At 46.2% G+C, this 21372-nt stretch carries 7 protein-coding genes and 2 pseudogenes; 1 reads left to right on the forward strand and 8 read right to left on the reverse strand.

What is annotated here, in order from left to right; translation table 11 throughout:
- Nucleotides 1-139: 139 nt before the first annotated feature.
- Nucleotides 140-475, forward strand: a pseudogene (locus RLO19_RS29400) (Uma2 family endonuclease); the annotation flags it as partial.
- Between the two features lie 127 nt (nt 476-602).
- On the opposite strand, the gene RLO19_RS29405 reads toward RLO19_RS29400, so the two are convergent.
- The 8 genes and pseudogenes from RLO19_RS29405 to RLO19_RS29440 all read right to left on the reverse strand — a co-directional run bounded on the left by RLO19_RS29405 (nt 603) and on the right by RLO19_RS29440 (nt 21291).
- The gene (locus tag RLO19_RS29405; RefSeq protein ID WP_446361102.1) at nt 603-1994 is read right to left on the reverse strand and encodes an aspartate aminotransferase family protein; all 1392 of its coding nucleotides are present in this window, start codon (nt 1992-1994) and stop codon (nt 603-605) included.
- A gap of 201 nt (nt 1995-2195) precedes the next feature.
- Nucleotides 2196-4541: a thioester reductase domain-containing protein gene (locus RLO19_RS29410; RefSeq protein ID WP_446361104.1), complete on the reverse strand. Its 2346-nt coding sequence runs from the start codon at nt 4539-4541 to the stop codon at nt 2196-2198.
- A 427-nt stretch (nt 4542-4968) separates the two neighbouring features.
- A pseudogene (locus tag RLO19_RS29415) lies at nt 4969-10545 on the reverse strand (amino acid adenylation domain-containing protein).
- Nucleotides 10546-10584: 39 nt separating this feature from the next.
- The gene (locus RLO19_RS29420) at nt 10585-15180 is read right to left on the reverse strand and encodes an amino acid adenylation domain-containing protein (protein ID WP_446361106.1); all 4596 of its coding nucleotides are present in this window, start codon (nt 15178-15180) and stop codon (nt 10585-10587) included.
- 41 nt (nt 15181-15221) lie between these two features.
- Nucleotides 15222-15980: a class I SAM-dependent DNA methyltransferase gene (locus RLO19_RS29425; protein ID WP_446361108.1), complete on the reverse strand. Its 759-nt coding sequence runs from the start codon at nt 15978-15980 to the stop codon at nt 15222-15224.
- Between the two features lie 47 nt (nt 15981-16027).
- Entirely contained in the window at nt 16028-17047 is a 1020-nt protein-coding gene (locus RLO19_RS29430) for a TauD/TfdA family dioxygenase (protein WP_446361110.1), read from the reverse strand.
- A 348-nt stretch (nt 17048-17395) separates the two neighbouring features.
- Nucleotides 17396-19714, reverse strand: coding sequence for a condensation domain-containing protein (locus tag RLO19_RS29435; RefSeq protein ID WP_446361112.1), 2319 nt, complete (start codon nt 19712-19714; stop codon nt 17396-17398).
- Nucleotides 19711-21291, reverse strand: coding sequence for an AMP-binding protein (locus tag RLO19_RS29440; RefSeq protein WP_446361113.1), 1581 nt, complete (start codon nt 21289-21291; stop codon nt 19711-19713). Before RLO19_RS29440 ends, RLO19_RS29435 begins: the two co-directional genes overlap by 4 nt.
- Between the last annotated feature and the right edge of the window lie 81 nt (nt 21292-21372).

Genomic DNA, 21372 nt, shown 5'->3' on the forward strand with positions numbered 1-21372 from the left:
TAATACTCATTAGCTTCCTTTAGGAGTTTAATCAGTCTTTCTTTCTGCTCTTGAGACAGATGATTTTTAGCTGGCATATCCTGGCGACCGCGCTCTTTACCTTGTCTTTATATTATACAATTAAGCTGCGTAGCAGCTTACTGATTTGATGGTTGTTCATGGCTTTCCAGAGTTCAATGGTGAGCGCAATGATGAAATTCTCAATCCTTTACTGATTGTCGAAGTTCTATCGCCTTCTACCGAAGCCTATGATAGGGGTGAAAAGTTCAGAAAATATCGCTCTCTTGTCAGCTTTCGTGAATATCTGCTGGTGAGTCAAGCTGAACCTTATATTGAGCAGTATCACAATCTTGAGCCTAGCAGTAATGATCGCTGGCTATGGCAAGTTTACTCTAACCTTGAGCAGGTGATCGCTCTACAGAGTTTAAACGTAGAAGTTCCCCTGTCCGAAATCTATCGTCGCATTAATTTTTAAGGGTAGCTAACTCTCTTACTATCATACAAGTATTAGAGGATAGCGCTCTATTGTCACTCTGGGAAAAGAACCATCAAAGCTGATTGCTGAAAGCCTTTGCTGCCAAGCATTTAGTAACCTTGCTGCATTAGGGAATAAATCCTGCCGCTTGCAGTTCATTGGCGCTATCCTTAACCGCTTGAATCATAAAATTCATATCGTCATCGGTATGAGCTGTAGATAAAAATCCACCCTTGCCTCGAAGTAAAATCCCCCGATAAAGTAGATTGTAGTAAAACAACATCTGCATCATCATTGTTACATTAGAATCGTTGGCACGGACAAAACTATCTGAGGTGATAAAGCCGAAAACTGAACCAAATTTTTCGACTTGAAACGGTAATCCACCCTCTATAAAATATTTATTTAAGGTTGCCACAAACTCAGATGTCCGTTGATTCAATTGCTGTTGAATCGAGAATCCATGACGCTTGATACGCTTAAGTACAGCTCGCGCAGCCGCCATGGCTAAAGGATGCTTGCAATAGGTCCCGGCAAAAAATGTTTTCTGCGCTTGAGGATAAGAGGAATCCCCATAATTCCACATCCCACCATCGATCGCATCCATATAGACCCCTTTACCTGCGATAACGCCTATCGGCATTCCTCCCCCAACAACTTTACCGTATGTCGCTATATCGGCGGAAACATTAAACCAGGCTTGCGCTCCACCTGGATGAATGCGAAAGCCACTCACCATCTCATCAAAAATTAATGGGATTCCAGCGTCTTGTGTCAATTGCCTTAACTGCTGGAGAAATTCTTTAGGCTGTAAGCTGAGATTACTGGTTTGTACGGGTTCAACGAGAACCGCCGCTAATTCGCGATCGTGGTTTTTGATACTATCGAGAGATTGAAGATTTCCATACTCTAATATCAAAACATCATTCACAATATTGGGTGGAATTCCTGGTGCCATTGGCACAGCATTTAGACGGCCATTTGTTCCCTTGGCTTTAACCAGCGTACCATCAAAATGTCCGTGATAAGACCCCGAAAATAAAGCGATTCTATTACGATTTGTCACCGTTCTAGCAAGGCGAATTGCTGTCATGACGGCTTCTGTCCCGGTGTTACTAAAGGCGACCCGTTCCATTTGTGTCAGTTCACAAATTAATTCGGCAACTTCACCCACTACTTCAGATTGAGTACCAAGATGTATGCCTTCTGCAAGTTGTTCTTCTATGGCTTGTTTAATGAATGGTGGATTGTGCCCAAATAGGTTCACTCCATATCCCATGATCAAGTCTAGGTATTCGTTTCCATCCACATCCCATATTTTGGAGCCACAAGAGCGTTTTCCGACAATGGGATAAGATATTTCCTTTAAGGGAAGACTGAAAAGGGATACAGCTTTATTATCCGCTAAAAATGGTCGAATTGTTGTAGAAACTTGCTTGGAAGTCTGGGTGCGCTGGTTATAATGCTGTATGAATTCTTCAAGATACTGGGTTTTGGATTTTTGCAATTTTATGGTCATGATTTATATTGAATTGAAGTGACAACAAAAACGCTTTGCTTTGAACTCTCCGAGGCAATTTATCTAGGACGTTAGCTACCCCCGTTATAACCTAGTCCGCGCAGGCGGACTAGGTTTGTGTAGCAGCGATTTCAATCGCCGTGAAAAAAGGATAAATGCGGATTTGGTATTACTTAAAGGATTCAAAACCTGTTCCATGTATCAGTTTTGATGGTGATGAACTTGGAGCAATGGAGGATTGAGAAAGCCAGTATTAATCAGGTAGGAAAAGTAGGTCTTAAAGACTTCAGCATCGACTGGAGGACAAACAATTGAGGTTCCCACGAGTCCAGTGAGAGTATTCTGACAGTCAAACTGTTGCACTGGCGACTCTTGAGATTGGGAGTTGCTGGTTTCTTCGGCAAAAATAGTCATCAGTGGATACAATGCATTTTCGGGCGAATCTACTGAATTAATTAGTTGCTTTCGCCACTGTTCATAAGCGACTAACTCAATAGCATAACCCAAGGAGCGAATATAGCTAACCATCTCCTTCAAGGGTAACGGTTGAGGATTGACCAGATGAAAGGCTTTTCCGATAGAGTCTTTCTGAGTTGAGAGAAAAACAATGGCTTGGCTGACATAATCAACAGGACTTAAATTCAACTGAATATCCTGATTTGGAATACCTCCAAGTTGAATACAACCCTTAATCATTCTGTAGGTATGGTCGCCAGGATTACAAGCACCTGTTTTACTATCTCCTGATATGCGTCCTGGACGATAAATACAGACCGGAAGTCCTCGTTCCCGCGCAATTGTGGCTAACTTTTCAGCCACCCATTTGCTTTGAGCGTAGCCACTCGACGGCATTTTGGCATCGTCGAGGCTGTCTTGTTCTCGAACAACTTCAACATCTGGATTTTTAGGATAAACAACGCTGATAGTCGAGATGACATGAACTGGTTTTACTTTAACCTGACAAGCTAACCTTAAAACCTCTTGGGTTCCGAGAACGTTAGGTGCTTTGAGAACTGAATATGGATAGGTAAAATTAACGACTGCTCCATTATGATAGATGACATCGAGTTGACTTGCCAGCCTTTCAAATTGTGCTTGGGTGAGACCCAAAAGGGGTTGAGCTAAATCTCCGAGGACGGGGATAATTCTGGAATTGAATGATTGATCCCAAAGTAAATAAGATTCCAGACGCTGTTGAATCTTATTTTTACCTGACTCAAGGGTTTCAGCACGGACTAAGCAGTAAATATCGGCTTGCGTTTGTTGTAGGAGTTCGTAAAGTAAGAAAGCTCCTAGAAACCCGGTTGCACCTGTTAAAAAGATAGCCGTTGGTACAGTATCGGGGTTATAAGGAATACCATTGGGACGAATAGTAGGGTCTAAAACTGCCTCAGCGTTCAGATTTATTGTATCCTGCTCAACTTGAGTGCCGGGTTTCGCTTGTTGGGTAATTTTTTTGGCGATGTTAGCGACAGTCGGCTGTTGAAAAAGACTACGTAAGGATAGATTGACCTGAAAGGTTTCTCGCACCTGGGCAAGCAACTGAGTAATGAGTAGGGAATGTCCTCCCAAATCGAAGAAATTGTCGTGGATACCTATTTTCTCAATGCCCAGAACTTGCGCCCAAATCTCTGCGAGTTGTTTCTCGACTGGAGTACGCGGTGCGACATAAACTCCTTCAAGTTCCGGACGGGTTTGTTCGGGTGCTGGTAAAGCACGACGGTCAATTTTACCGTTCGGCGTAAGTGGTAGTGATTTGAGCAGTACAACTGTTGAAGGCACCATGTATTCAGGCAGTTTGTTTAAACAAAACTGGCGTAACTCGCTAATATTAGGTGTCTGTTTTGGGTTGGGAATCACATAGCCCACTAATCGCTTACTACCTAATTCATCTTCAGATAACCAGACAACGACTTGCTGCACGCTTGGGTGCTGACTCAGTACCGCTTCAATTTCTCCGAGTTCGATGCGAAAACCTCGGATTTTTACTTGATAGTCTACCCGTCCGAGAAACTCAATAGTACCATCGGGTAAGTAGCGTGCTTTATCCCCTGTTTTATACAGCCTTGGGGAGTGGGCATTTTGTCCGCCCAAATGTTCTACCGTAATAAACTTCTGTGCCGTTAGTTCGGGACGATTGAGATAACCCCTGGCTACCCCAGCACCGCCAATGTACAATTCGCCCGGTACGCCGATGGGTACAGGTTGAAATTGTTCGTCCAGGAGGTAAACTTGGGTATTGGCGATCGCACGACCGATGGGAACGGTTTTGGCGTTATAACGATTGCCCTTGCTCTGAACCGGATAGGTGAGGACACCAACCGTCGTTTCTGTGGGACCATAGTGGTTAAGAATGCGACAGTTCGGTGCAGCTTCCTGGATTTTGCCAACTAACTCCCAGGTGGCTACTTCACCCCCTAGAACATTCAGATTCCCTTGAATCTGGATCGCGCAAGAAGCCTGATAGACCTGACTATCTTGTTGTAATAACCAAAGCTGCTTTTGTTGAGGTGACAGCCGAAATCCTTCAATTGATTGAGTTTGCATTTGTTACTCCTAAGTTTATGTCAGTGTCCTGAAGGGGTGATACCAAGTTGCGTTCTATCATGTCTAGGAAGAGCGAAGCGATAGCGAGGAACGAGCGTCAGAATCTGGGCAGATGCTTCGCGTCACTCCGTTTCACTGCGTTTTGCTCAGCATGACAGATTCTACCTTAGACTGCAATTTGGTATGACAAGCAGTCTGAAACCCTTTTGAATTAGGCTTTGAGCAACATTAATATCTCCAAACATTAAGCATTATTTACATTTTTATTGACAGATGAAGACCATCGGATGAGATATATTCTAGCGAAGCGTTGTGCAGGGGGTATGGGGGAGGCACTCGTCCCCCATTGGGGGGTCTGGGGGGCTAGTCCCCCAGAAAAAACTGCTATCTTTGACCCTATCTGTGACGAGAATAAAAGCAATATAGCTCATCTTAGAGTGATCAAATCTGCCATGGCGACAACGATTTTGCGAGAACCGACATAAGAATTGCGACTGTGAGCCGTCAGCATATTATCTAACATCAACATATCTCCTTTCTGCCATGTAAAACTAATTTTACTGTCTTGATAAATTGCTTCAATTTCTTCCATAACTGACTCCTAAATCGGCGTTCCATCGCCGTAGTAAACATGACGCGGTAACTTATCTTCTCCAAATAGAGACAATAAAGATTGGCGAACGCCTGAGTCTAAGCAAGATATATGGTGCAACTGAACCTGATTGAAAAATACCAACTCTCCAGTTTTAGGATGCTTGGCGACAGCGGGGCGGATTTTGCGTGTTTTCAAACCATTATTCTCTAGCCATTCAAACTCCATATCGGCTTGACGACAGTAGTATTCCACTTCGGCTTTATTCGTGGTATGGAAGAAATCTTGCCAGCTTACATCTAATCCTTCTGTGTAGTTACGAACATACATTAATTGCTTTTGCTCAAATTTTTCTCGCAATTTAGGATTGAGTCGCTGATAAACTTGCCGACAGTCAAGAATGGGGGTTTCTCCACCCTGTTGGGCGGGTTGAATGCAGAAGAACCAAATTTTTAGCGGCAAACGATGTAAGTGAGAACTTTCATTATGAAATAAGATAGTTTTATCGGGTGGATAAGGGGTGGAACCGTAAACTTTGCCGCTGACTCCTTCGCGGGGTAAATCCCCATAGTCTCCAAATAAATTTGGGTGTATGGCATTGGCAACCTTTTCAAAATCGGTAGCAGAATTGAGATTAAATCCCCGGAATAAAATAGCTCCGTGTTTGAGCAAGTTGGTTTCAATGAATTCTCGGTGGCTAGTTGACCAGTCGGCTAGGTCTATTTCAGCGCTATCGGGTTCGATGACTAACGGTAAGGATTTTCCAGGTTGAAGAGTACGGGTCTTAATTAGTTGCCGTTGGGGTAAACTGACGGCTTTGGGTTTGATAGATTTAAATTTGCTAAATTTGACTTGTTTCCGCTGGGTTTGTTCAGTCATTTGTTTTTGTTTTTCAGCTTCACTAAGCAGTTCTAAAGTATCAATTCTGGTGTCAGGGTTTTTGAGAATGCTACTAATCAGCGTTTCAAAGTGATGGCAAAATTGGGTAATTCCCTTTGCTTCAAACCGATCAGCATTATATTTAAACCTGCCAATAATTCCGGTATCGGTTTGTTCCATAAATAGAGCTAAATCGAATCGAGCAATTTCTGTATTTATTTCTACGGGGTTGACCGTTAATCCTGAAAGCGTTAAGTCAGGTAAAGGAGCATTTTGCAGCACAAACAAGACTTGAAATAGGGGGGTATGACTCGAATTGCGATCCGGACGCAAAACTTCTACTAACTTGGCAAAAGGTAAGTCTTGATGTTCGTAAGCGGCTAATGCTACGTCTCTTACCTGCTCCAGCAACTCCCGAAAGCTAGGATTACCGGATAAGTCAGTCCGCAGCACTAAGAGGTTGACAAAAAAGCCAATCAGTGACTCAATATCCTGGCGATTACGATTGGCAACATCGGTGCCAACAACAATGTCTTTTTGATGACTGTAGCGATACAACAGGGTTTGAAATGCTGCTAGTAACGTCATGAACAGGGTAACTCCCTCTTGGCGACTGAGGGTTTGGAGTTGTTCGCTGGTGGCACTAGAGAGGTGGAATGACTGGTTAGCGCTGCGGAATGTAGGAATAGCGGGGGGCTGGCGTTGTATGGGTAAGCTTAAGGTTGCCGGGATACCCGCTAATTGTCGTTGCCAGTAAGACAGTTGGGCGTCTAATACCTCTCCCTGAAGCCACTGACGCTGCCAATTGGCAAAGTCGGCGTATTGGATGGGTAATTTGGGTAGGGGAGAGGGTTCTTGGCGGAAAAAGCTGTCGTACAACTGGGTGAATTCCCGAATCAATACCCCAAATGACCAGGCATCACAGATAATGTGATGAATCGTGAATAGAAGAATGTGGTCTGATGGACTAAATTTTAGTAGCTTGATTCGTAATAGCGCTCCCTTGGCTAAATCAAAGGGTAACTGAGCTTCTGCTTTCGCCTGTCGCTGCACTTGAGCCTCTCGCTCAGTTTCCGACAACCCTGGCAAATCGACAACTGGAATATGTAGGGTCAACCTGGGAGCAATAACTTGAACGGGTTGTCCATCCACAACTGTAAAGTTAGTGCGTAAAATATGGTGACGCCGGACAATTTCGTTGAAACTCTGCTCCAATGCTGGAATATCCAGCCAACCTGTAAGACGCACGGCAGCAGGCATATTATAGGTGGCAGTCGTTGGCTCTAACTGGTGGAGAAACCACAGCCGTTCTTGGGCAAAGGATAAAGGTAGGGGTTGCTCCGGTGAAACTGGGTGTAGTGGGGGAAGGTGTAAATGGGATTCCTGTATGGTTTGGATAGAATCTGCCAAGCTAGCTACCGTGGGACTCTCAAAAAGAGTGCGTAGGGGCAGTTCTACTGGGAAAACATTTCGCAACCTAGAGATAACCTGGGTTGCTGAGAGAGAATGTCCTCCCAAGTCAAAGAAGTTATCCTCAACCCCCACTTGCTGAACACCAAGCACCTGAGTCCAAATCCCGGCAATCACCTCCTCGATGGGGGTGCGAGGTGCAATGTAAGTCTGCTCTGGGTGGCGTTGTGTCCAATCCGGTGCAGGTAAGGCGCGACGGTTAATTTTACCATTGGGCGTCAGGGGCAGTTTATCGAGTACCATCAATGCCGAGGGAATCATATAAGATGGCAGCTTCTGTGCTAAAAAGCGACGCACCTGAGAACTGGTGAGAGTCTGCTCTGGCTGCAAGACGACATAGGCGACTAAGCTAGGATTTTCCCGTTCATCCTGACGAAGTGCGATCGCAGTTTCTGCCACAGCCGGATGTTGAGTTAAAATCGTTTCGATTTCTCCGAGTTCGATGCGGAACCCCCGAACCTTAACCTGCTCGTCAATCCTGCCCAAATACTCTAGTATTCCATCGGCGCGGTAACGTACTAAGTCTCCTGTCTTGTATACCCTTGGGGGGAGAGCATCCTGTTTAGCCAAATGGTCTAGGGTGAAAAACTTCTCTGTGGTCAGTTCTGCCCGATGCCAATACCCACGGGCTAAACCGACACCGCCAATATACAATTCACTGGGAACGCCTATAGGAACGGGCTGCTGATGGGAGTCTAGAACGTAAAATTCAGTATTCGCAATGGGGCGACCGATGGTAACAATACCCTTATCCTCTTGAGGCTCAACTTTATAGACGGCGGACCAGACGGTTGTTTCTGTCGGACCATATAAGTTCCAGACTTCCGTACCCCGTTCGAGCAACTGATTAGCTAGGTCACAGGATAACGCCTCACCGCCGCAAAGGATTTTCAGGGGAGAAGACTGCTGCCATCCCGCCGCTAATAACAGCCGCCAGGTTGCAGGTGTGGCTTGCATAACAGTGGCTTGCTTCTGGGCTAACTGCTGGGATAACTGGATGCCGTTAGCAGCAATATCACGACTGAGAATGATCACGTTTGCCCCTAGGATTAAAGGGAGATAAAGTTCCAGCGCGGCAATATCAAAGGATAATGTCGTTACCGATAAGAGACTATCGTTCTGACTCAACCCCAGCGTCTGACCCATGGCGGTGAGAAAATTGACTAAGGCACGGTGGGTAATTTCTACGCCTTTGGGTTTGCCCGTCGAGCCGGAGGTGTAGATGATATAGGCGAGGTTGTCAGGGGTTGCTCGGTTTGGGCAAGGCTGATGACTGGCTTCACTAATGCCTTCCCAGTCAGTATCTAGACAGACAACCTGCGCTTGATGTTTCGGTAACGTGGCGATCAAGTTTTCCTGAGTCAGCAGCACGGAAATGTGGGCATCTGCGAGCATGAAAGCTAGACGCTCTTGGGGATAGGCGGGATCTAAAGGAACATACGCTCCACCGGCTTTGAGGATGCCCAATAATCCCACAACCATCTCGATTGAGCGCTCAACGCAAATCCCCACCAAGACTTCGGGTTTGACACCCAATGTTTTCAGGTAATGTGCCAGTTGATTGGCTTTTTGGTTGAGTTGTCGGTAAGTTAGTTGTTTGTCTGCAAAGACGACTGCCACAGCATCGGGGGTTTTTGAGGCTTGAGCTTCAAACAGTTGATCAAGACAGTGATTTTGGGGATAGTCCCGCTGCGTCTGATTCCACTCAACCCATAGCTTTGTCCGTTCGGCGTCTGTTAACAGGGGTAAGTCTTTGAGTGGGTGATAGGGATGGGCAACCATGCCTTGCAGCAGGGTTTGGAGATGCCCCAGCATTCGGCTAATGGTATCCTGGTCAAAGCGATGGCGATTGTAAGAGAGGATGAATTCTAATTCAACACCGGGTATAGCGATCGCGGTTAAGGGATAGTTAGTTGCTTCAATACTCCTAACGTTGTGAATTTCTAAATCAATATCCCATTTCTCTCTCCCTCGCTCCACGGGGTAGTTCTCAAACACCACCAAACTCTCAAATAACGGCACACCTCGTGGTATTTCACTCCACCCTTGAACCTTGACTAGGGGGCTATATTCGTACTGGCGCATCTCCACCAGTTGAGTCTGAAGCTGTTGCAGCCAGGGGACTAAAGCCTGTTCGCTATCGATGGTAACCCGCACGGGCAAGGTATTAATAAACAGTCCCACCATCGCCTCGGCGCCCACCAAGTCTACGGGACGACCCGATACCGTGTTACCGTAAATCACATCGCTTTCCCCACTGTAGCGACTGAGCAGTAACGCCCAAGCTCCCTGAACCATGGTGTTCAGCGTGAGTTGATGCTGCCTTGCCAGGGATTGCAGGGCTGTTGTGGTTTCTACCGATAGCTGGATGTGCTGTTCCTCGTAGTCTGGTTTTTGGTCAGGGGAGATATCACCAGTCAGACTGATTAGAGGGGTGGGGGCTTGGATTCCACCTAGCGCTTGCCGCCAGAACCTCTCGGCTTTGGCTAAATCTTGTTGCTGTAACCAGGCGATGTAGTCTCCATAGGCTCCGCTCGGTGTTAAAGGCAAATCTTGACCTTGACAAAGGGCTTGGTACTGTTGAACAAAGTCTTTGAATACCAATGCGGTTGACCAGCCATCTAGAATCAGATGGTGTTTACTCCAGATAAATTGATAAGCATCCTCAGCAATGCGGATTAGCGTCAGGCGCATTAACGGAGCTTGAGCAAAATTGAAGCCGGAGGTGCGATCGCGTTTCAAAAATGTGTCTAACTGCTCTTGCTGCTCTTTTGCCGCCATTTCTCGCCAATCCTGTTGCTCGAACGGCAGTTTTACCTGCCGACTCACAACTTGTAGCGGTTTGTCAAGGTTTTCCCAATAAAAGCTAGTCCGCAAGACTGTGTGCTGCGCTACCACCCGTTGCCAAGCGTCCTCAAAAGCTTCAGGATTGAGATAACCCCGCAAAGTACAGCACAGTTGGACGAAATACACCCCTGACTCTGGAGAGTACAAACTGTGGAAGAGAATACCCTGTTGGGCGGGGGAAAGTTCATAGATATCTTGGATGTTGTCTGCTTTCATGAGTTTTCGTTCATCGCTGTTGTGCCAAGTATTGCGTCCCTACCGAATTTGTCCCAGCAAGCGATTCAGGTCTTTTTGGCTCACGTTTGCTTTCTGGAAGTCAGACGGGGTATAGCCTCCAGCTTCGGCAGATTGGCAATGGGCAATCAGTGCTTGTAACGCCTCAACAAACCCTTGAGCTAACTGTTCAATCGTGATTCGTTGATGGATTTGTTGGCTATAAGTCCACTCCAGTTGCAGTTGACCCCCAAGCACGAACCCGTTGACATCTATCAGATAGCGACGATTACCTCGCAGACTGCGACTTATACCAGGAGTTGGGTAAACCAGCTCAAATAACCGGGATTCGGATAGAATTTGGTCAAACTGACCCAAGTAGTTAAATCTCACCTCGGCTTGAGGAAAGCTTGACAATTTTTGGATGACTTCTGCATCCTCGCTCAGATAGCGCAGCACGCCATAGCCAATTCCTCGATTGGGAATACCGCGAAGCTGCTCTTTAATGGCTTTGAGCGCCTCCCCTGGCTGGGAAATCCCTTCTAACGTCAGCAGCACTGGGAAAATCGTGGTAAACCAGCCCACCGTCCTTGATACATCGATATCCTTGTCAATTGCTTCTCGTCCGTGTCCTTCTAAATCCAGGAGCAGGAAAGGCTCCTGTGTCCACTCAGTAAAGGTTTGTACCAACGCCGTGAGCAAGACATCGTTGATTTGAGTTTGATAGGCTAATGGCACCTCTTGCAATAAAGCACGAGTTTCTTCAACGTTGAGAGCAACGGATACAGTTTCAGCCAACCCCACTGTGTTCGCACCCTGGGGATAATCTATTGGTAAACTGGAGTAATCCGATGTTGAGAGCCAGTAGTTGCGTTCTTGCTGAAGCTGCTGTGAACGGGCATAATCCTGCAAAGACTCAGACCACTGCTGGAAAGAATAGGTTTTCGCAGGTGGTTGAACCGCTTCTCCCTGGCTGAGTTGCTGGTAAATCTGCTCCAAGTCTTCCAGTAAAATTCGCCAAGAAATGCCATCCACCGCCAAGTGATGAATCACGATGAGTAAGCGGTTCGACTGATTGTCCCCGAGGTGAAACAACGCCACCCGCAGGATTAACCCTTCTGCCAAGTTGAGGCTGGCTTGTAACTCAGATGCGGTGGTTTCCAGGAGGCTTTCCTGTTCGGCGGCTGGAATACCGGATAAATCAATCTCGGACAAAGGTACGGATTCAATCCCATCCAATCCAGCATTCACTTGTTGCCAACCCAATGCTGTGGTAGTAAACCGTAAGCGTAGGGCATCATGATGTTCCATCAAGTGCTGCACCGTTTGCTGGAGGAGTTCCGGACGAATGGATTGTCGTACCTCTAACAGTAATGCCTGGTTCCAGTGGTGCATATCATCAAGCTTCTGCTCAAAGAACCAATGCTGAATCGGCGTTAGGGGAATTTCACCCGTCACGGGTTCCTGTTGGGCTTGAATGGTTGCGGTTGTTCCCGCGACTGCAGCTAATCCGGCTATCGTCGGAGACTCAAAGAGTTGGGGGGGAGTGAGTTGTAAACCGGCTTGATTAGCTCTGGAGACAATCTGAATGCTGAGGATTGAATCGCCCCCCAACTCAAAGAAGTTATCATAAATGCTGATGCGATCGCGCCCTAGAACTTGCGCCCAAATCTCGGCGATGGTTTTCTCGACGGGGGTGCGGGGGGGGACAAATCGCCCTTCTATCTCTGGTTTAACGCTATCGGGGTTGGGTAGCCCTTGACGGTTGACTTTACCGTTGGCGGTAAGAGGTAGGGCTTTCAGGGGTACGAATGCTGATGGTATCATATACTCCGGCAATTGCTCCTTCAGGAAATCCCGCAGTTGATTAATCATTACTGACTCCTGACTGGGAACGATATAAGCCACCAAGCGTTTGTGACTCAGTTCGTCTTCCTGTGCCAAGACAATGGCTTCCTGAATAGCAGGATGTTGGTTCAGCACTGACTCAATCTCTCCCAGTTCGATGCGGAAACCGTGAATCTTGACTTGGTGGTCAATTCGTCCTAAAAACTCAATATTGCCATCAGGGAGATAACGCGCTAAATCCCCCGTTTTGTAAACTCTTTTGGGGGGGACATCCTCTCCGCCCAAATACTCGATGGTAATAAACTTCTCAGTCGTTAGTTGTGGCTGGTTGACATAGCCTCGCGCCACACTATCCCCACCAATATACAGCTCTCCCGGCACTCCGATTGGTACAGGTTGCAAATAATAGTCGAGAATATAAATCTGGGTGTTTGCGATCGCACATCCTATGGGTACTGTCTCAGATTTATCCCTAATTCGCTCATGGACAGGATACGTCAAGACACCTACAGTCGTTTCCGTTGGTCCATAGTGGTTCAGGATTTGACAAGTGGGTTCGTACTGCTGGATTTTCTCAACCAACTGCCAACTCAGGACTTCACCGCCCAAAATCAGGTATTTTCGGGGTAAAATCTTCTCTGGGTGAGAGGCTGTTAATAGAGCGTTTAAGTGAGACGGAACAATTTTAAGATAATCAATCGGATGGCTTTCACAATAGTCTATGAGTGCCTCTGGACTGGTTGCGCGTTCCTGGGAGATGATATGCAAACATCCACCCGTACACAAGGCTGAGAAAATCGCCGTGTTCCCCAAATCTGCCGCTAAAGTAGACACGGTGGCAAAGCTAGCCCCCTGGGGCACGTCCAATCTTGCCAAAATACCATGCAAATAGTTGACGAGTTGGCGATGCTCAACCGCGACGCCTTTGGGTTTACCCGTTGAACCTGATGTGTAAATCACATAGACTAAATTCTCAGGCATTGCTGGACAAGGGGGAGTCTCTTCTGGCTGTTGGGCAATAGTCTGCCAGTCAGCATCGAGACATAGAAGCGTCGCAGTTTCTGCACAAAAATGTTCAACTAAATGCTGTTGGGTTAAGATGACTGATGCTTGGGCATCGTGTACCATGAACGTGATGCGATCGCGGGGAACAATCGGCTCAATAGGAAGGTACGCTCCACCTGCTTTAAGAATACCCAACACGCCGACGATCATATCCAAGGAACGCTCCACGCACAGAGCTACAATAGTTTCAGCACTAACCCCTAGTGATTGCAGGTGATGGGCGAGTTGATTCGCACGGGTATTGAGTTGGGCGTAAGTTAGTTGTTCATTTTCAATAGAAACGGCAATCCTATCAGGCGTTTGTCCTGCCTGTTGCTCGATGAATTGATGGATGCAAAGCTGTTTGGAATAATCAGTTTGGGTGTTATTGAACTCAACGAGCAGTTGATAGCGATCACTCGGACTTAAAATGTCTAACTTACCAATAGTAACATCAGGCTTGGCGATGACATTGGTTAACAAGGTTTGAAAATATCTTGCCAAGCGTTCAATCTCTTCTCTGTGAAACAGGTTAGCATCATAGTGTAATTCTGTAACTAAATTATCATTGCGCTTCAGGCAGGACAGTTTTACTTTAAACGGCTCAATACAGGCGTATTGTTGGTTAATGGAAAATGATACATCAGCCCCAGTATATTGACCATACTGTTCTCTAAATTCAAAACTATAGGGAAAAAAGCAGTAACCCAAGTTTTGTTCAGTCACACCTGCAACCTGTTCCCAATTAAACGCCTCTTGCCATTTCCAGGCATTATGTGTAGATTCATCAATTTGGTTTAATACGTCACTGAATGGAGTTGTATCGTCTAAATGACTATCAATCGGTAAATATTTAGCTAATAGTCCTAACGTAGGTTCTAGTTCTTCATAGTTTCGCCCATCAAAATAGGTGCCAAGAATTACATTTGACCGTCCAGTCAGACGCCAGAGCAGAATAGCCCAACACGCCTGAAGCAGCACAGAAATTGAGGTGTTGTAGTTTTGCGCGATCGCATCTAGATTAACTACCTTTTCCGACGTTAAATCAACAGAAATTAATTTAGGTTCAAATCCCAGTTTTTGGGCAGGCATATTTTCCTGAGGAAGCTGCCAATTCGCCAAATCTGATAAATCTTTTGTCTGCCAATACTTTTTCCCGACTTCTACTTCTTCCCCAGCAAATAATTCATTTTGCCATTCTGCAATATCAATATACTGTAATGGCTGATCAACCCATTCCTGATTTTGCAACTCTGCGGCATAAAAACGGCTAACTTCACGGATAAAGTTCTCGATACTTACCGCATCTGAGTTCATGGCTGGTAAGCTAACCAGCAATATCTGCTGATTGGCTGCAAGAATGACTAGAGAACTATCTAAGATATCCCCTTTCTCGAAGTCAAAAGATAGCTGCTTCGTCTCATTAAACAGTGCCTCGATTTGAGCATGTTGTGTTTCCGGATCTAGATCAGTAAAGTCATGGTAATGAAGGGTTGGTAAGCGATTAGCGGTGATAACTTGCAGGGGAACATTCAGCCCCGGTAACGCCTGAAAATTAGTCCGGAGAATCTCGTATTTCTCAACTGTTCTTTGTATAGATAACTCTAGCTTTTCGGGATTGACAGTCCCCTGAATTAGCACAGCGCATTGAATCCGATAAACTAGACGGTTTACGCCTTTTTGCAGAAACCATAAACGCTTTTGTTGAGGTGAAAGTCTAAATCCTTCTATCGATGTAGATTGCATAATTTTAACCCTCTTTTATTAAGACTATATTGCTCATTTTTTTAACCGGATGGCTTACGACAGACAAAAACACCTTCACCTAATAAATCCGGTAATTCTAGATATCGGCATAAATCGTAAAATTTAATATCAGTAAAACCTATTTGGCTTAACCCAGATTCAATATCTACACGGGAATAATTTTTTGACAATAACTGATAATCTAATCGTTGCCATTTTTCTTCTTTTAGTTCCATAACCGTAATATCTCTCCTGCCTATTTTCTCATCGAAATCATAGATTTGTTGCCAAATCCAAATATAGTCATCGTTGACACCACACCTTTGAATATTATTCCATTGACTTGACTGATACCGTTCTTCCATAGACAGGTTAAAGGCAAATAATCCATTGTCTAGGAGCGCTACAAACACGTTATAAAAGACGCTTTTCAACTCGTCAAAATTCATAACATGATTTAGACTACTTCCTGCCGAAATCACTCCATGAAAAGTCGGCGCAAATTTAAAGGAGCGAGCGTCACCAAGAATTAATCTACTCTCTGGTGCTTTTTCGCGAGCATAGTGTAGCATTGCCTCAGATCCATCAAGTCCAGTAACTTGATATCCCTTAAGCAACAACGGTGGTATCAAATTACCATTCCCACAACATAGATCCAGAATCTGTGCTTGATTCGGGAGATGTTGTAAAAACAAGTTTTCTAAAATTTGTATAACTTGATCATCATAGATCTGATTCCACCTTTCTTGATAAATCCGAGCTAATACATCATAGTCTGAATAAGGTTTTATTGAATCCATGAACGACACCTCAACTACTGGTGTAAACTTCCTTTATGCTGTATCAACTATAGGTTATTAGCCTCAAAAAGATTAGCCATTCCGACCAAAACCTTTCGCGAACCGACAAATGGTAATCGTCCATGTGCAGCTAGCATATTGTCCAACATTAAAATGTCTCCGTTTTGCCAAGTAAAGGTAATAGTTTCTTGTTGATAAGCTTGACGGATTTCATCCAAGACAGAAATTTCTATCGGAGAACCATCCCCATAATAGGCATTTCGGGGTAAATCTTCTTCTTTAATCGCCCCAAGGAGCGATTGACGGATTTCTGGGTCTAGGTTTGATACATGAAAGAGATGAGCTTGATTGAACCAAACCTTTTCCCCTGTTGTAGGATGGGTGGCAATCCCTTGACAAACTTGACGAGTTCTTAATTGATTGCCGTCTTTCCACTCAAACTCAATTCCAGCTTTACGGCAATACTGTTCTACGTCTGCTTTGTCCTTTGTCTGAAATACATTCTCCCATGAAAGGTCAAATTTGTCACTATAATTTCGCACATACATCACCTTTTTTTGTCTGAATTTTTCTTTGATGTCTGGAGCAATGCGCTGAAAGACTTTACGACTGTCGGCAATCGGTGTTTCTCCACCTTGATCAGCAGACTTGACACAGAAGAACCAAATCTTCAGGGGCCAGTTCAAGGAATACGCCATCTCATTGTGTAACGGAATCGATTGAGTGGCAGGATATTCTGTTGAAGTATAAATTTTGCCGCTTACCTGACGGCGGGGTGTTGAACGGTAGGAATAATCCAGTAATGTGCCGGCAATACCCTGGATAAACTGCTCAAACTCATTAGTATGCTTGACATTAAAGTTCCGAAACAGAATTCCACCATGCTGCAAAAGGTAGGTGTCAATCCACTCTTGATGACTTGCCGCCCACGTAATTAAATTGAGTTCCTCTATCGCAGGTTGAACCACTAAAGGCAGGAGAGTTTCAGGCTGAAGTAACTCAGGTTTAATCAGGTGATTTTGGGATAAACGAATAGGTTTGCGTTGGATAGAGCCGAGTTTATTCATGATGCAATTTGGGGTTTAATGTTTTGGGTGAGATGGTTTTGCCGCTTTACGGGGTGACAATCTAGCTGAAGTGTTGAACCATCCTGCTTTTAGCCCATTTCTTCTCTTAAAAGATAGGGTCAAAGATAGGAGTTTGTCTCTGGGGGACTAGCCCCCCAGACCCCCCAATGGGGGACGAGCGCCTCCCCCATACCCCCCGCGCAACGCTTCGCTTGAACATATCTCATCTGGTGGTTTTCATCTATCAATAGAAATGTCACGAATGTTTCTTCTTTGGATATATTAATCTCGCTCGAAGCCTCATTTTCAAGGGTGTAATACGGCTTATCACCCTTCAGTTTTGCCGCTCTAATGCTGATGAATTGCCCTGCGCTTAATCATCCCTAACTTATGACTACGAGCCTGTTTGAATTCTTGTTCTTTGAGACGCTGTTGTTGCTTTTTGACTTCAGCTATTTTCTGTTTGAGGGTATTAAGCGTTACCTCCGGCTGTTCAACAATGGTGTGCAAGAGAACTTCAAATTGTTGTGCCATATCAGCAATCGTCGTTGCCTCAAACAAGTCGGTTTTGTACTCAAAGAATCCACTCAGACCTGTGGGCGTCTCGGAGAGATTAAGATTAAGATCGTGTCGTGCTGTACCCGGTGCGATCGCCAAGGGTTTCAACGTCAAGTCGGCTAAATCCAAAGCCGGGATTGGCACATTTTGCAGAACAAACCACACTTGGAACAATGAGTTATGGCTCAAACTTCGCTCAATTTGCAGCTCATTGACGAGTTGTTCAAAGGGGATATCTTGATGGGCATAAGCTGCCAACGCCACTTCGCGCACTCGTTGTAATAATTCCCGAAAACTGGGATTACCGCCCAAATCGGTACGCAGCACTAAAGGGTTGACAAAAAAGCCGATTAACCCTTCAATTTCCGGTCGGTTGCGGTTAGCAATAGGCGAACCCACCAAGATGTCCTGTTGTTGGCTGTAGTGATGGAGCAACGTCTTGAACGCTGCCAGCAATGTCATAAATAAGGTCACACCTTCCTGACGACTCAGCCCTTTGAGCGCTTGCGTGAGAGGTTTGGGGATGTCCAGACTGTGCCGCGCTCCCCGGAAGGTTTGGATAGCGGGGCGGGGATAGTCTGTGGGTAACTGTAATCCAGATGGAGCGCCCTTAAGCTGCTGTTTCCAGTAAGCTAGCTGAGTCTCTAGCACCTCGGTTTGTAACCACTGTCGCTGCCACAAGGCAAAGTCGGCATAATGAATGGGCAATTCCGGTAGGGAAACAGGATTCCCCTGATTGAACGCAGTATAGAGCGTGGTGAGTTCTTGCAGGAGTACCCCCATTGACCACCCGTCCGAGATGATATGATGCAGGGTAAAGAGCAGCAGATAGTTGGTTGAGTCGAGCTTTAAGACTGTGCCGCGCAGTAATGGACTGGTTGTCAAGTCGAAGGGGCGTTGAGCTTCCTCCGTCGCCAGACGCATCACCTCTGTCTCCTGTTCATCGAGGGGAAAGTCTTGCAAGTTGACCACGGGCAGCGTCAACGTCAGCTTTGGAGCAATGATTTGTCTCGGTTGTCCCTCGACTTCAATAAACGTTGTTCGCAAGATTTCATGACGCCTGACAATTTCGTTGAGACTTTGCTCTAGGGCTGTGACGTTGAGTGAACCCTGCAATTGAGCTGCCACGGCGATATTATAAGCACAATTGCCCGGTTGTAGGCGATCAAGGAACCACAAGCGCTGTTGAGCAAACGATAACGCTAACGCTGCATTTCGGGAAACGCGCTCAATTGGTGAGACCTCAAGTTGGCGTCCAGTCCGGATCATCGCCTCCAGGCGATCGCTCACTCCAGCGACTGTCGGTGCATCAAATAAGCCGCGTAGGGGTAACTCCACTCGGAACGCTTGGTGTACCTGAGATATCACCTGAGTTGCCAGCAGCGAATGTCCACCTAGCTCAAAGAAATTATCGTGTATACCCACCTGCTCAACATTCAGCACCTTTGCCCAAATTCCAACTAGCACCTCTTCAACCGGAGTCCGGGGCGTCGTAAACGCTTCGTTCAGTTCAGATCGTGCCGAGTCAGGTGCAGGCAATGCCCGGCGGTCTACTTTGCCATTGGGCATCAACGGCAGTGCTTCCAGGAGTACGAAAGCTGAGGGTATCATATACTCCGGCAATCGCTTCTTCAGGTAATCCCGTAATTGGGGGATTAAATCGGACGCCAATTGGGTTTGCAATGGATTATTGGCGTAAGCGTTCCAAGGCTTAAGACGAACTGTTTCCGGGAAAAAATAGGAACCTGGCGATCGCGGGGTTGTCTGCCGCCGAAATACTACGTCAAAATACCCATCGATACCCGAACTTGACCCGTTAATCTCTACAAAGTAAGGGAGCGTTTGGCTCAAGTCCCATAAATCTTCCGGCTCTATCCCTGTCTCTAGAGGACTTGCTGACAAGGCTTGCTGTAAGTCGCTGACGGTTTCAATGGCTTGATCACGAGCGAGTCGGTCTAGGGTCTTGACTTCTGCAACCAGACGTGCATCAGGAACACGAGTGATGCCGATCATTTCGGGTTGAGTTTCTGCTAACAACTGACCGATGGATGTCACAGTTAAACCCTGCTCTTGCCAGTCCAGCCACGGGAACTCAGGGATAGGAGTCACTTCAACGCCCAGATAGGGATAGGAGTCACTTCAACGCCCAGATGAAGAATTACATCGTAGCGAAACTTGGTCAATTCGTTATGGTAACGACCCCGTTTAGGTAGAATCTCAACATGACGAATCCTGGGGAACTGTTGCTTGAGTGCGATGAAGAAAGCTGGGTCAATCACCAGTTCTCGTTCTTGGGCGATCCGCTGTTGAATCCGCTGCTGTAATTGAGCGATTGATAGCGAGGGGGGCGCTTTGTAGAGTTGAACTGAGGTGTGAAACGCTTCTAAAAGTGGCAGACTGCGTACATCTCCCACAAAGATAAACCCGCCGCTCTCAACTGTTTTCACTGCACCGTCTAAGACACGCACCAAATAGTCAATGCTGGGAAAGTGCTGCGTAACCGAGTTAATAATCACAGCATCGAAGTCATAGGTTTCTATACCCTCAAAGTCATCCGCCATTTTCTGACACAGCGTCACCTGTGGCAGGTTGTATTCTGGTAGATCTAAAACCTTCTGAGTGTAATCCAACGCCGCAGCCGAGAAATCCGTGCCGTAGTAATTGCGGCAGTGGGGAGCAATTCGGAAAAGTAGTAAACCCGTACCGCAACCAATTTCTAACACGCGGCTTGGCTGCAACGATAAAATGCGACGGGTAGTATGGTTGACCCATTGTTGCATTTCGGCTTCCGGAATAAGCTCCCCGGTATAGCTGCTATACCACCCACTGATATTGAAGGTATTGAGTGAATCCGTTGGGTTAAAAATCCCTTCTTCATAAACGTTCTGCCACAGGGAAACCTGCTCGGCTTCTGAGGATGGGTCGGCTATTGGCTGGAGAGTTTGCACCACATACGCCGTCAAGCGCTTCTGTCCGGGTATATCGTCTCTGGCTAGCACAACCGTCTCTTTGACCCCAGGATGCTGATTGAGGATGGCTTCAATTTCTCCGAGTTCAACCCGGAATCCGCGAATTTTGACCTGATGGTCGATCCGTCCCAGAAATTCAATTGTACCGTCGGGTAAGTAGCGGGCTTTATCCCCTGTTTTATAGAGTAAGGGGTTGTTTTTGGCATCTTGGCTGCTGAAGGGGTTGGGAATAAATTTCTCGGCAGTCAACTCCGGAGCATTGAGATAACCCCTTGCCAACCCCACACCCCCGATGTGCAGTTCTCCGGGTATGCCAATGGGTACGGGTTGTAGATTTCGATCCAAGATGTAAATCTGGACGTTGGGAATCGGGCGTCCAATCGGCACCTGCTGCGATGTAGGATCGAATGGGGTTAACTCCGATAGGTCACACATCGCCGCAACGATGGTTGCTTCTGTCGGACCATAGGTATTCATGAGCGGCACCCGCCGACTGACGTACTTGTGCCATGTTGCGAGTCTGGCTGGGAGGACTTTTTCTCCGCCAATAATGACTAAACGCACAGAGGGGGGTAAGGTTAATGCCTCCGCTTCCAGGCAGGCGGTGAGTTCGTGCCAGTACGCTGTTGGTAGATTCAGGACGGTTAGGTTTCTATCCTGACCGAAAATTGGGGATACAAGCCCCGTCCTTATAGGGCGGCTTTTTATTTGATAAATCGTCCTGTTATTTTGTCAAACAGTTGTATAATGGTGTTAGGAGGTGATGCAATTGTTTAATTTAACCTACGAGTTCAAACT

This window comes from Coleofasciculus sp. G2-EDA-02 (assembly GCF_040226375.1).
In the GTDB taxonomy this organism is placed as follows: Bacteria; Cyanobacteriota; Cyanobacteriia; order Cyanobacteriales; family Coleofasciculaceae; genus Coleofasciculus.

Bases quoted from the DNA above. Each gene is read 5' to 3' on its own strand.
- RLO19_RS29430 (WP_446361110.1), bottom strand. From the start codon at position 17,047: ATGAATAAACTCGGCTCTATCCAACGCAAACCTATTCGTTTATCCCAA.
- RLO19_RS29420 (WP_446361106.1), bottom strand. From the start codon at position 15,180: ATGCAATCTACATCGATAGAAGGATTTAGACTTTCACCTCAACAAAAG.
- RLO19_RS29425 (WP_446361108.1), bottom strand. From the start codon at position 15,980: ATGGATTCAATAAAACCTTATTCAGACTATGATGTATTAGCTCGGATT.
- RLO19_RS29410 (WP_446361104.1), bottom strand. From the start codon at position 4,541: ATGCAAACTCAATCAATTGAAGGATTTCGGCTGTCACCTCAACAAAAG.
- RLO19_RS29405 (WP_446361102.1), bottom strand. From the start codon at position 1,994: ATGACCATAAAATTGCAAAAATCCAAAACCCAGTATCTTGAAGAATTC.